This is a genomic window from Mesorhizobium sp. P2_E10, from assembly GCF_056404235.1.
The window spans coordinates 667723-679400 of sequence record NZ_JBFUEK010000002.1 but is presented as its reverse complement, the minus strand read 5'-3'; the positions used below and the strand labels follow the sequence as shown (position 1 = coordinate 679400).

Below are 11678 nucleotides of genomic sequence, written 5' to 3'. Positions count from 1 at the left end.
GCTACCATGAGCGTCCAGACCACCGACTATACCGCTTCCGAAATCCGCTCGCCGGCGAGCTTCGTCGCCAACCGCGTCTTCATCTACGGCGCGCTCGCCTTCTGGGCCTTCATTTGCCTGTTCCCGATCTACTGGACGATCACCACCTCGTTCAAGACCGCGGTCGACGTCACCCAAGGGCATCTCATCCCGTTCGTCGATTTCCAGCCGGACTGGAAAGGCTGGCGCTCGCTTGGCCTGTCGCCGGACTCGATCTTTCGGACCTCGACGGTGCGCGACGAATTCCTCAAGCGCTTCATGAATTCGGTCATCACCTCGGTCGGCGCGTCGAGCCTGGCCATCATCATCGGCAGCCTCGCTGCCTATGGCCTGACCCGCTACCGCTATCACTTCGCCTGGTTCAAGAACGAGGACATTTCTTTCTTTTTCCTGTCGCAGCTGATCCTGCCGCCGGTGGTGCTCGCTTTGCCCTTCCTCGTGCTCTACCGCGAAGTCGGCCTGCTCGACACACGCGTCGGGCTGATCCTGCTCTACACGCTGATGGTGCTGCCGATCGTCATCTGGATCATGCGCGACCAGTTCAATTCGATCCCGGTCGAACTGGAGGAGGCAGCTTTGGTCGACGGCCTGTCGATCTGGGGCGCCTTTTTCCGCATCGTTATGCCGATCGCCTTGCCGGGCATGGTCGCCGCCTTCATCCTGGCGATGGTGCTGTGCTGGAACGAGTATTTCTTTGCCGCGCTTTTGACCTCAACCGACGCCAAGACCATTCCGGTCATGGTGGCGAGCCAGACCGGCTCGCAAGGCATCAACTGGTGGTCGATGGCGGCGCTCGCCACCGCGGCAATCGCGCCGCTTGCCGTCATTGGCATCGCGCTGGAGCGCTATCTGATCATGGGCATGACGGCGGGAGCCGTGAAGTAGGCGATGGCCGGCCCATATTGGTTCGCCCGCAACATCCGCGTCGGCTATGTCGGCCGCGACCGCTACGGCAAAGGCGTCATGCCGATCGCCTGGCAAGGCCGCGCGGTGATCGCCGGCTTTGTGGTGGCGATGGTGGGAGGTGGTCTGTCCATGTTGCTGACCGTGCTCTACACCAAGTCGTTTCCGCTCGGCATCGCGCTCTTTGCCATCCTGGCAATCGCCGGCGGTGGCACCTTCATCTGGGCGGTGGCGACCAAGAGCGATCCGGAGAAGTCGATCGCCGAGTATAGGGCCGAAAGGCAAAGAGCCGGCTCATCCGGCGCTTAGCACTCGTTGACTGGCAACTAGCGCGAAAGCGTCTTGCGCAGATGATCCATGATCATCGCCACGCCTTTTTGCCCCAGTTCCGCCGAGGCGTCAGGGGCGCTCGCCGTGTACCAGCCAGTATTGTCGGCGAAGTGGCCGGCATCGACCGCCTCCGGGCACAGTGCCAGCATCAGCGAGGTCTCGCCGATGCCGGCATGGTCAAACGGGTACTTTCCGTTCATGGCCGCCGGCATCAGCGGATGCACCTGCACCCAGTTGAAGAAGTTTTCGCCCGCGGCGTGTCCGGAATAGTAGTCGGCCATCTCCTTTGCGCCCCACCAGCCCTCGCCGCGCTCCTTCTCCAAAAAGCGGAAGATCGCTTGCCGGCCGGCGGTCTTGAAGGCGAGATCGGTCGGCATGCCGGCGGCGAAATTCTCGGTCTGGTGGTGGATGATGGCGTGGATGTTGCGAAAACCGACGCGCAACAGGCCGTAGAACAGCTCCTCGGCGAACGGCGCCAGCGCATTGCCGCCGACCTGCACCGAACCGCTGCCCTCCGGCGGCGCCACCACGTAGCTCGCCGCGCCGTAATAGAAAGGCGGCAGGATGACGATGTCGGCCTCCTTTTCGAACAGGTCGAGCATCTTGACGACCGCCAGCGTGTCCATGCCGACAGCCATGTGCTCGCCATGGTATTCGAGCACGCCGAGCGGAAGCACCACCGGCCAGTTCTCTGATATCGCCTTGCGGATCTGGTGCGGCAGCATCAATTCGTAGCGCATGGCCTATTCCATGTTGGTGTGACGGGCGCGCATCGCTTCGGGCGTTGCGCCGGTAATTGCCTTGAGCTTCAGCACCATCACTTCGAACAGCAGGAACAGCGCGCCCTCGAACACCGAACCCATCGGCAGGATGGAGGTCTTTTCCGGCCCCTGGTCGCGGGCCATGGTCTGCGCGCGAATGAGCAAGGTGAAGTCGGCACCTTTTGCCGCGCTGCTGCCGGCCTCGGCGGTGAGTAGCAGGACGGTTGCGCCGGCTTCGCGAGCGACCTGCATCAAGGTCAGCACGGTCGACGTTTCACCCGGGCCGGAGCTGACCAGGAAGACATCGCCTGACCCAAGCGGCGGCGTGTTCATGTCGCCGACCACCGACACCGGCAGGCCGAGATGATAGAGCCGCATGGCAAAACCTTTGACCTGCAGCGCCTCGCGGCCGCAGCCATAGGTGACGATCTGTTTGGCGCCGGCCAGCATGGCGCAGGCCGCATCGATGCGGCTTTCATCGACCCACGCCAGCACGGCGCCGAGCTCTTGCAGCGCAGTCGCAAACATATCCGAGCCGGTATTCGTCATGAGGGTCCCATCTGTCTGCCAAGGCTGTGGCTGGAGATTCCTGGTTGCGCTCTTCCGGGGAAAGGCTTGTTTTTGTTCATGCTATCACCGCGAAAATGCGTGTCCAACCGCCGTGGCGGCTTTTGCTGTGCCTCCGGCGTGATAGTGTCATGTCGGACAAATCAATCCAGGATTTCAGCAGGACATGAAGACACGGCATTTCGACCGCATCGGCAATGGCGGCATCGCGTTTACCGAACTCGGCTTCGGCACGGCGCCACTCGGCAACCTCTACCACGCCGTCTCCGACGAGGACGCCAATGCGACGCTGGAAGCGGCCTGGACGACCGGCTGCCGCTACTTCGACACCGCGCCGCTCTACGGGCTTGGCCTGTCGGAAACGCGGCTCAATCCGTTCCTGCGCGGCAAGAAGCGCGACGACTATGTGCTGTCGAGCAAGGTCGGGCGCATCATGCGCGCCTGCCCGCCGGAGCAGCGCACCGGCATCGGCAAGTTCTTCGACACTCCGTCGCGCCGCGAGGTCTACGACTACAGCTATGACGGCGTCATGCGCTCCTTCGAAGCCTCGCTGGAACGGCTCGGCGTCGACCGCATCGACATTCTGTTCGTGCATGACGTCGACATCTTCACCCATGGCAGCAAGGAAGCCTCGGACCAGCGCATCGAGGAGTTCATGGCCTCCGGCTATTACGGGCTGCTGTCCCTGCGCGACCAGGGCGTGATCAAGGCGTTCGGCGGCGGCATCAACGAGTGGCAGGTCTGCCAGACGCTGGCCGAGCGCGGCGACTTCGATCTGTTCCTGCTTGCCGGGCGCTATACGCTGCTGGAACAGGCGGCACTTGCGACCTTCCTGCCGCTCTGTGAGAAGCGTGGCATCGGCATCGTCCTTGGCGGTCCCTACAATTCAGGCATCCTGGCCACCGGACCCAAGCCCGGCGCCTACTACAATTATTCGGAAGCGCCGCAGGGCGTACTCGACCGCGTCACCCGCATCGAAGCCGTCTGCAAACGCCACGGCGTGCGCCTGATCGAGGCGGCGCTGCAGTTCCCGCTGCTGCACCCATCCGTCGTCTCGGTGATCCCCGGCGGCCAGCGGCCGAGCGAGGTCGAAAGCAACCGCTCGCTGCTCGATGCCAAACTGCCCGCGGCCCTATGGGCCGATCTCAAGCAGGAAGGGCTGATGCGGGCGGACGCGCCGACGGCGTAAGGCCTGCGCGCCCTCATTGCGCACAAAAAAGAAAAGCCGGGGCAAGCCCGGCTTTTCATGTTCTCTGAAAAGAAAAAATGGTCTTAGTTGACCGCGTCCTTGAGGCCCTTGCCGGCCGAGAATTTCGGCACGGTGCGCGCCGGAATCTTCACTTCCGCGCCAGTCTGCGGGTTGCGGCCAGTCGACGCCGCGCGCTTGGAGACGGTGAAATTTCCGAAGCCGACGAGCCGTACATCGCCGCCCTTCTTCAGTTCGCCAGTGATCACGGAAAACACCGCATCGACCGCCGACTGTGCGTCACCCTTCGAAATGCTCGCGGATTCAGCGACAGCGGAAACCAGTTCGTTCTTGTTCATAAAAATTCCCTTCCATGAGAAAAACCGGAACTCTTCGACTCATCCGGCAGGAAAGGGACTTTAGAAAGAAGCGTTCCCAAACCCAAGTCAAAAAGCGGCAAAAAAGTTTGAAAAAGCCCGGAAAAGGTGGGTTTTTCACATGAAAAAGCCGGGCTCAAGGCCCGGCTTTCCATTTGTGCACTGCAACGTTAGCAAATGCTAATGCGCCAGCGTCTTTCCGGCATCATCGCCGTTGTCAACCGCGGCCGGCGGATTGACCGGCTCGACCCACTCGATCGGCTCCGGCATACGCACCAGCGCGTGCCTCAGAACCTCGCCGACGCGTGAGACCGGAATGATTTCCATGCCGTTCTTCACGTTGTCCGGAATCTCCGCCAGATCCTTGGCGTTGTCTTCCGGGATCAGCACCTTCTTGATGCCGCCGCGCAGTGCGGCGAGCAGCTTCTCCTTGAGGCCGCCGATCGGCAAGATGCGGCCGCGAAGCGTTATCTCGCCAGTCATCGCCACATCGGCCCGGACCGGAATACCTGTCATTATAGACACAATGGCTGTCGCCATGGCTGCACCTGCAGATGGACCGTCCTTCGGCGTGGCGCCCTCCGGCAAGTGCACGTGGATGTCGCGCTTGTCGAACAGCGGCGGCTCGATGCCGAAATCGATGGCTCTGCTGCGGACATAGGAGGCCGCCGCCGAAATCGATTCCTTCATCACATCGCGCAGATTGCCGGTCACCGTCATGCGGCCCTTGCCGGGCATCATGACGCCTTCGACCGTCAGCAACTCGCCGCCGACTTCCGTCCAGGCGAGACCGGTGACGACACCGACCTGATCGTCCGCCTCGACCTGGCCGAAGCGGAAGCGCTGGACACCGAGGTAATCGGCGAGGTTCGCCGCCGTGATGCTCACCGTCTTCTTCTTGGTCTTCAGGATCTCGGTCACCGCCTTGCGGCCAAGCTTCATCAGCTCGCGCTCCAGGCTTCTGACGCCCGCTTCACGGGTGTAGGTCTGGATGATGCCGCGGATCGCGTCCTCGCCGACGGAGAATTCCTTCGGCTGCAGCGCGTGATCGCGGATCACCTTGGGCATCAGGTGACGCTTGGCGATTTCGATCTTCTCGTCCTCGGTGTAGCCGGCGATACGGATGATCTCCATGCGGTCCATCAAGGGCGCAGGGATGTTCAGCGTGTTCGCCGTCGTCACGAACATCACGCTCGACAGGTCGTATTCGACCTCGAGGTAATGGTCCATGAACGTCGAGTTCTGTTCGGGATCGAGCACCTCGAGCAAGGCCGACGACGGATCGCCACGGAAATCCTGGCCCATCTTGTCGATTTCATCGAGCAGGAAGAGCGGATTGGACTTCTTTGCCTTCTTCATCGACTGGATGACCTTGCCGGGCATCGAGCCGATATAGGTGCGCCGATGGCCACGGATCTCGGCCTCGTCGCGCACGCCGCCCAGCGCCATGCGGATAAACTCGCGGCCGGTCGCCTTGGCGATCGACTTGCCGAGCGAGGTCTTGCCGACGCCGGGAGGGCCGACGAGGCACAGGATCGGCCCCTTCAGCTTCTTCTGGCGGCTTTGCACGGCGAGATACTCGACGATGCGGTCCTTGACCTTGTCGAGACCGAAATGGTCGGTGTCGAGCACGTTCTGGGCAAAAGCCAGGTCCTGCTTGACCTTGGAGTTCTTGCCCCACGGGATCGACAGGATCCAGTCGAGATAGTTACGCACGACGGTCGATTCAGCCGACATCGGCGACATCGTCCTGAGCTTCTTCAATTCGGCTTCCGCCTTTTCGCGGGCCTCCTTGGAGAGCTTGGTCTTCTTGATGCGCGCCTCGATCTCGGCAGCCTCGTCGCGGCCGTCCTCGCCTTCGCCGAGTTCCTTCTGGATCGCCTTCATCTGCTCGTTGAGGTAGTATTCGCGCTGCGTCTTCTCCATCTGGCGCTTGACGCGCGAGCGGATGCGCTTCTCCACCTGCAGGACGGAGATTTCGGCTTCCATGAAGCCCATCGCCTTTTCCAGCCGCTCCTTGACGGAAAGCGTGGCCAGCATCTCCTGCTTCTCGGGGATCTTGATGGCAAGATGCGAAGCGACCGTATCGGCGAGCTTGGAATAGTCGTCGATCTGGCTGGCGGCACCCACCACTTCGGGCGAGATCTTCTTGTTCAGCTTGACGTAGTTCTCGAAGTCGGTGACGACGGAACGCGCCAACGCCTCAACCTCGACCTCTTCCTCTTCCGGCTCGACCAGCGCCGCGGCGTGGGCCTCGTGGAAGTCGGGACGGTCGGTGAACGAGACGATTTTGGCGCGCGAAGCGCCTTCGACCAGCACCTTGACGGTGCCGTCCGGCAGTTTCAGCAATTGCAGCACATTGGCGAGCGTGCCGATGTCAAAAATGGCACCGGGCTCGGGATCGTCATCGGCGGCGTTCATCTGGGTGGCAAGCAGAATCTGCTTTTCCTGACCCATCACCTCTTCCAACGCCTTGATCGATTTCTCACGCCCTACGAAGAGCGGAACGATCATGTGCGGGAACACCACGATGTCGCGCAGTGGGAGGACTGCGAAGACGCCGTTGCTGGGTGCCTTGGATACTTTGGCCATTGTCCAACCTTTCATGTCGCGGCCACCAATCGGCCAACCGCGAATCTCATATTAACGACCGAGGGTCGTTCCGCCTACCACCGTTTGTGACGGGAGTTTTACAGCACAGAACTCGGCCCCTCGGCCTTCTTTTGTTAGTTGGATGCACGAGGGGCAAAGATCAAGAGCCAGCACAATCCGTTCGTCACAACGCGGCACATCCGCAACAGCAAAACGGCGCCTCGCGGCGCCGTTTCAAAAACTTCTACTGCGGGCTTACGTCAGGCGCTGACGTTGCCCTTCTTTTCCTTCTGCTCGGAGTAGATGTAGAGCGGCCGGGCGCTGCCGGTAACCACCTCCTCCGAAATAACCACTTCGCGAACGCCTTCCAGCGCCGGAAGCTCGAACATGGTGTCGAGCAGGATCGCTTCCATGATCGAACGCAGGCCGCGCGCGCCGGTCTTGCGCTCGATGGCGCGCTTGGCGATCGCCGAGAGCGCATTCTCGTGGAAGGTCAGGTCGACGTTTTCCATCTCGAACAGCCGCTGGTACTGCTTGACCAGCGCGTTCTTCGGCTCGGTCAGGATCTGGATCAGCGCCGGCTCGTCGAGATCCTCCAGCGTCGCCAGGACCGGCAGACGGCCGACGAACTCGGGGATCAGACCGAATTTCAAGAGATCCTCGGGCTCGACCAGCCGGAACACGTCACCGGTGCGTCGATCTTCCGGCGAAGCGACGATGGCGCCGAAGCCGATCGAGGTCTTTCTGCCGCGATCCGAGATGATCTTGTCCAGCCCGGCGAAGGCGCCGCCGCAGATGAACAGGATGTTGGCGGTGTCGACCTGCAGGAATTCCTGCTGCGGATGCTTGCGGCCGCCCTGCGGCGGCACGGAGGCAACCGTGCCTTCCATAATCTTCAAAAGTGCCTGCTGCACGCCCTCGCCCGACACGTCGCGGGTGATCGAGGGGTTGTCGGACTTGCGCGAAATCTTGTCGATTTCGTCGATGTAGACGATGCCGCGCTGGGCGCGCTCGACATTGTAGTCGGCCGACTGCAACAGCTTCAGGATGATGTTTTCGACGTCCTCGCCGACATAACCGGCTTCGGTCAGCGTCGTCGCGTCCGCCATGGTGAACGGCACGTCGATGATGCGGGCCAGCGTCTGCGCCAGCAGCGTCTTGCCGCAACCGGTCGGGCCGATCAAAAGGATATTCGACTTGGCCAGTTCGACGTCGTTGTTCTTGCCGGCATGCGCCAGGCGCTTGTAGTGGTTGTGCACGGCCACCGACAGCACGCGCTTGGCGTAGGGCTGGCCGATGACATAATCGTCGAGAACTTTCAGAATCTCCTGCGGTGTCGGCACGCCCTCGCGCGACTTCACCATCGAGGTCTTGTTCTCCTCGCGGATGATGTCCATGCAGAGTTCGACGCACTCGTCGCAGATGAAGACCGTCGGACCGGCGATCAGCTTGCGCACTTCGTGCTGGCTTTTGCCGCAAAACGAGCAATAAAGCGTGTTCTTGGAATCACCGCCGTTGTTGCCGACCTTGCTCATTTTCATGTCCTTTCATGGCCGCCCGCCGATGGTCTGGCTGAAAGGGCGCATATTCAATCTATCGCGGGAAATCGCCGCCGCCAGTGTCCCGGCTCCCGCAACGTATTCCGTACGAAACACAAATCAGAAAACGTGGCAATGATTCGCAACAACCCCACGCAAAGCTAAGCCGTCGAAACTCAACATAGCCTTAACGTAGGCAATCCTACCCGTCGAGGGAACAGCCAATTGTGGCCGAAATGCCGCAAGCCGCGCCAAAAGCGCAGGATACGCACCTCCGCGATCGGAGATACCGCCATCCAACTGCCACGAAGCGCTTATGCCGCGACACCTTCGACCGGCTCGCGCGACGAAATGACCTTGTCGATGAGGCCGAAATCCCTGGCTTCGTCGGCGGTCATGAAGTGGTCGCGGTCGAGGGTTTTCTCGATCTCCTCGTAGGTCTTGCCGGTGTGCTTGACATAGACCTCGTTGAGACGGCGCTTCAGCTTGATGATGTCCTGGGCGTGGCGCTCGATGTCGGAAGCCTGGCCCTGGAAGCCGCCGGAAGGCTGGTGAACCATGATGCGGGCATTCGGCGTGGCAAAGCGCATGTCCTTGTGGCCGGCGGTCAGGAGCAGCGAGCCCATCGAGGCCGCCTGGCCGATGCACAGTGTCGACACCGCCGGCTTGATGAACTGCATGGTGTCGTAGATCGCCATGCCGGAGGTGACGACGCCACCCGGCGAATTGATGTAGAGGTTGATTTCCTTCTTCGGATTTTCCGCCTCGAGGAACAAAAGCTGTGCACAAACCAGCGTCGCCATGCCGTCTTCGACCGGGCCGGTGATGAAAATGATGCGCTCTTTCAAGAGCCGCGAGAAAATGTCGTAGGCCCGCTCTCCGCGATTGGTCTGTTCGACCACCATCGGAACGAGGTTCATATAGGTTTCGACGGGGTTTTTCATGGACTATCCCTTTTTGAAGGTGGGATTCCGGCGCCGGGGGATGAGCAAGTCGGGCAGAATCGGTTCTGGATCGTTGAGATGTAAATAGGATGCCGGCTCACCCTTGCGCAAGGCCGACCGGCCTAGCCATCCGGTTAAGTCGAATTAAGGTTGCCAAGCAGGATCTGTCCGATGCCCTTATCATCGTCGGCGAGCGGGCGAAACCATCGCCGGGTAGCAATTCCTTAACCGCGTCGCTTAACGAAATCCGGCGAAACCGCTTTTCGCCGGCCCGGCTTCCCCTACAATTCAACGTTGAGCTTGTGTCTGGAGTTCAAACAGGGGGAGTACGATGTTCAGGAAAACTGCTTCCTTCACCATTGCCGGGCTGACTGTTCTCAGCACGATCTCCAGCACGGCAGCGGGCGGCCGCGCCGTCGAATGCTACGAACCGATCCACACGCCGGCTGTCTACGATACCGTCTATGAGGACGTGATGGTCAGCCCCGGCGGGCAGTTGGTCGACTACGACCCGCCGATCTATGGCACGCTCGAGCGCGTCGAGCAGATCGCGCCGCCCCGCGTCACCTATGAGGTCGTGCCGGCCCTCACCCGCACCGTTTACCACACGGTCAAGGTCGACGATGGCGGCTATGTCTGGGAATGGCGCGTCATCCACGGCCGCAAAGTGCTGTGCAAGGTCTGGCGCAAGGCTCGCTACGCGCGCGTCGCCGAAACGGTTGTGGTTGAACCAGAGCGTACCCGACGGGTTGTCCTGCCAGCCGAATATGAGAGCGTTGCCCATGAAGTGCTGGTGCGGCCGGAGCGGCGGCGCATCACCGAGATTGCGCCGTCATACCAGAGGGTGGCGCGGCGGGTGGTGGTGCAGGAAGGCTCGACCAGTTGGCGGCGCGTGCACATTCCACGGCATTGCCAGTACTAGCTGGATAGACGCGGATTCAATGTCCACCAAACAGGCCCCAATGATGAGGGTTGCTGGATTTCTACCCGGAGCGTAGCCTGCGCCGCGGCAAGATTTCGGTTGAGCTGAGGGACATGCGCGACCTGGAAATTTCCCATGAACAACTATCGGATTTTGCAGACGAAGCTCTGAAACTCGCCAAAAGCTACTGGGCGTCGCTTGAGGGACGTCGGGCGTACCCCTCGACCAGAGGCAAAGATACGACCGAACTCTTCTCGCGGCCCTGGCTGGAGGATGGGCGGGGTCAGGAGGTCCTGCAGGACTTCAAGTCAATCACAGAGCATGTGCGACCTGCTACCGGCAGATTCTTCGGTTACGTCGTCGGCTCAGGCGAACCGATCGGCGCGCTGGGTGAGCTGCTCGCTGCGGTGCTCAATCAGAATGTGACGTCGTGGCGGTCGGCTCCGGCGGCGACATCGATCGAACGCGCCGTCATTGGATGGTTGGCGGAAGCTGTCGGCTGCGCCGGATTTACGGGCAGCCTGTGCGGCGGCGGCTCGACGGCCAACCTCATGGCGTTGGCGATGGCGCGTGAAGCGAAGCTCCCAGCCAACGAAACAGGCGCACGGCCCTGCGTTGTCTACGCCTCCGAACAAGTGCACATGTCCATTCCGAAGGCTGTCGCCCTGCTGGGCATTGGCAAAAGAAACCTTCGCCTGATTGCTGTCGACGACAAACTCAGGATGCGACCGGACGCCCTCCTGGCAGCTATTGCCGTCGACCGCGAAGCCGGAAACATACCCATCGCCATCGTGGCAACAGTCGGCACCGTCGTCTCCGGCGCCATCGATCCACTCCCCGAAATTGCAGACATCGCGCGGAGAGAGGCGCTGTGGATGCATGTCGACGGTGCCTATGGGGGACTGGCGGCGCTGGCCGTGCCAGAAATATTCCAGGGGTTGTCTTTGGCGGATTCGCTGTCACTCGATGCCCATAAATGGCTGTATCAGTCACTCGATTGTGGCTGTCTGCTCTATCGTCGTCCAGACATTGCGCGCACAACTTTCTCGCACAGCGACGACTATGTCAGGATATTGAGCGAAGATCCCCTGGAAGCATTCGCCTTCTTTGAGGAGTCGATCGAGCTTTCTCGCCGTTTCCGTGCGTTGAAGCTCTGGATGTCGCTGCAGTATCACGGACGCCGCGCCTATCGCGAAGCCATCGCGCGCGATCTGCGCCACGCCCAAATGTTGGCGCAGACAATCGCGTCGCATCCGGAACTGGAACAGCTTGCGCCCGTGTCGCTAAGCGCTGTCTGTTTCCGCCACCGCTCGAAGGACAATGAAGCGATCCTGCGCCGCGTGATCGCGCGAGGCCGCGTGTATCTGTCGAATGCAACGGTCAATGGCCAGTTCGCACTGCGAGCGTGTTTCGTCAATCATCGAACGAACGGGGATGACGTACAGGCGATTGTGTCCGAAGTCCTTGCTGCTGCCGACGAGCTCAATCGCTGAGCCGCAGGCGAGTCTTCGACCTTGGC

The 11678-nt window shown here is 61.2% G+C and carries 11 protein-coding genes; 5 read left to right on the top strand and 6 right to left on the bottom strand.

From position 1 onward, the window contains the following. Positions 1–6: 6 nt before the first annotated feature. Both AC1D0N_RS08020 and AC1D0N_RS08015 read left to right on the top strand, forming a co-directional pair. A complete protein-coding gene (locus AC1D0N_RS08020) occupies positions 7–924 on the top strand; it encodes a carbohydrate ABC transporter permease (protein ID WP_477242891.1) in 918 nt (305 codons plus the stop codon). Positions 925–927: 3 nt separating this feature from the next. Then, positions 928–1251 carry a hypothetical protein gene (locus tag AC1D0N_RS08015; protein ID WP_477242890.1) on the top strand — a complete coding sequence of 108 codons (324 nt, stop codon included), beginning with the start codon at positions 928–930 and terminating at the stop codon, positions 1249–1251. 17 nt (positions 1252–1268) lie between these two features. Here AC1D0N_RS08015 and AC1D0N_RS08010 read toward each other — a convergent pair whose 3' ends face one another. Further along, positions 1269–2012 carry a creatininase family protein gene (locus AC1D0N_RS08010; protein ID WP_477242889.1) on the bottom strand — a complete coding sequence of 248 codons (744 nt, stop codon included), beginning with the start codon at positions 2010–2012 and terminating at the stop codon, positions 1269–1271. 3 nt (positions 2013–2015) lie between these two features. Further along, complete coding sequence (locus tag AC1D0N_RS08005) at positions 2016–2582, bottom strand: SIS domain-containing protein (RefSeq protein WP_477242888.1); 567 nt, start codon at positions 2580–2582, stop codon at positions 2016–2018. A 184-nt stretch (positions 2583–2766) separates the two neighbouring features. On the opposite strand from AC1D0N_RS08005, the gene AC1D0N_RS08000 reads away from it, so the two are divergent. Then, on the top strand, positions 2767–3789 hold the full coding sequence (locus AC1D0N_RS08000) for an aldo/keto reductase (RefSeq protein WP_477242887.1): 1023 nt from the start codon (positions 2767–2769) through the stop codon (positions 3787–3789). A gap of 83 nt (positions 3790–3872) precedes the next feature. On the opposite strand, the gene AC1D0N_RS07995 is transcribed toward AC1D0N_RS08000, so the two are convergent. The 4 genes from AC1D0N_RS07995 to clpP all read right to left on the bottom strand — a co-directional run bounded on the left by AC1D0N_RS07995 (position 3873) and on the right by clpP (position 9237). Continuing rightward, a complete protein-coding gene (locus AC1D0N_RS07995; protein ID WP_112392385.1) occupies positions 3873–4145 on the bottom strand; it encodes an HU family DNA-binding protein in 273 nt (90 codons plus the stop codon). A 198-nt stretch (positions 4146–4343) separates the two neighbouring features. Next, entirely contained in the window at positions 4344–6755 is a 2412-nt protein-coding gene (lon, locus tag AC1D0N_RS07990) for an endopeptidase La (RefSeq protein ID WP_477242886.1), read from the bottom strand. 260 nt (positions 6756–7015) lie between these two features. After that, a complete protein-coding gene (gene clpX / locus AC1D0N_RS07985) occupies positions 7016–8290 on the bottom strand; it encodes an ATP-dependent Clp protease ATP-binding subunit ClpX (protein WP_436161829.1) in 1275 nt (424 codons plus the stop codon). 317 nt (positions 8291–8607) lie between these two features. After that, on the bottom strand, positions 8608–9237 hold the full coding sequence (clpP, locus tag AC1D0N_RS07980) for an ATP-dependent Clp endopeptidase proteolytic subunit ClpP (RefSeq protein ID WP_477242885.1): 630 nt from the start codon (positions 9235–9237) through the stop codon (positions 8608–8610). Positions 9238–9568: 331 nt separating this feature from the next. Between clpP and AC1D0N_RS07975 the strand changes: the two genes are divergently transcribed. After that, on the top strand, positions 9569–10159 hold the full coding sequence (locus tag AC1D0N_RS07975) for a hypothetical protein (protein WP_477242884.1): 591 nt from the start codon (positions 9569–9571) through the stop codon (positions 10157–10159). Positions 10160–10209: 50 nt separating this feature from the next. Next, positions 10210–11652, top strand: coding sequence for a pyridoxal phosphate-dependent decarboxylase family protein (locus AC1D0N_RS07970; protein WP_477242883.1), 1443 nt, complete (start codon positions 10210–10212; stop codon positions 11650–11652). Positions 11653–11678: the final 26 nt, after the last annotated feature.

What these genes read in the sequence shown, in the direction of transcription:
- clpP (WP_477242885.1), bottom strand. Translation starts at nt 9,237, where the DNA reads ATGAAAAACCCCGTCGAAACCTATATGAACCTCGTTCCGATGGTGGTC.
- clpX (WP_436161829.1), bottom strand. Translation starts at nt 8,290, where the DNA reads ATGAGCAAGGTCGGCAACAACGGCGGTGATTCCAAGAACACGCTTTAT.
- AC1D0N_RS07995 (WP_112392385.1), bottom strand. Translation starts at nt 4,145, where the DNA reads ATGAACAAGAACGAACTGGTTTCCGCTGTCGCTGAATCCGCGAGCATT.
- lon (WP_477242886.1), bottom strand. Translation starts at nt 6,755, where the DNA reads ATGGCCAAAGTATCCAAGGCACCCAGCAACGGCGTCTTCGCAGTCCTC.
- AC1D0N_RS07975 (WP_477242884.1), top strand. Translation starts at nt 9,569, where the DNA reads ATGTTCAGGAAAACTGCTTCCTTCACCATTGCCGGGCTGACTGTTCTC.
- AC1D0N_RS08000 (WP_477242887.1), top strand. Translation starts at nt 2,767, where the DNA reads ATGAAGACACGGCATTTCGACCGCATCGGCAATGGCGGCATCGCGTTT.
- AC1D0N_RS08020 (WP_477242891.1), top strand. Translation starts at nt 7, where the DNA reads ATGAGCGTCCAGACCACCGACTATACCGCTTCCGAAATCCGCTCGCCG.
- AC1D0N_RS08015 (WP_477242890.1), top strand. Translation starts at nt 928, where the DNA reads ATGGCCGGCCCATATTGGTTCGCCCGCAACATCCGCGTCGGCTATGTC.
- AC1D0N_RS08005 (WP_477242888.1), bottom strand. Translation starts at nt 2,582, where the DNA reads ATGACGAATACCGGCTCGGATATGTTTGCGACTGCGCTGCAAGAGCTC.
- AC1D0N_RS08010 (WP_477242889.1), bottom strand. Translation starts at nt 2,012, where the DNA reads ATGCGCTACGAATTGATGCTGCCGCACCAGATCCGCAAGGCGATATCA.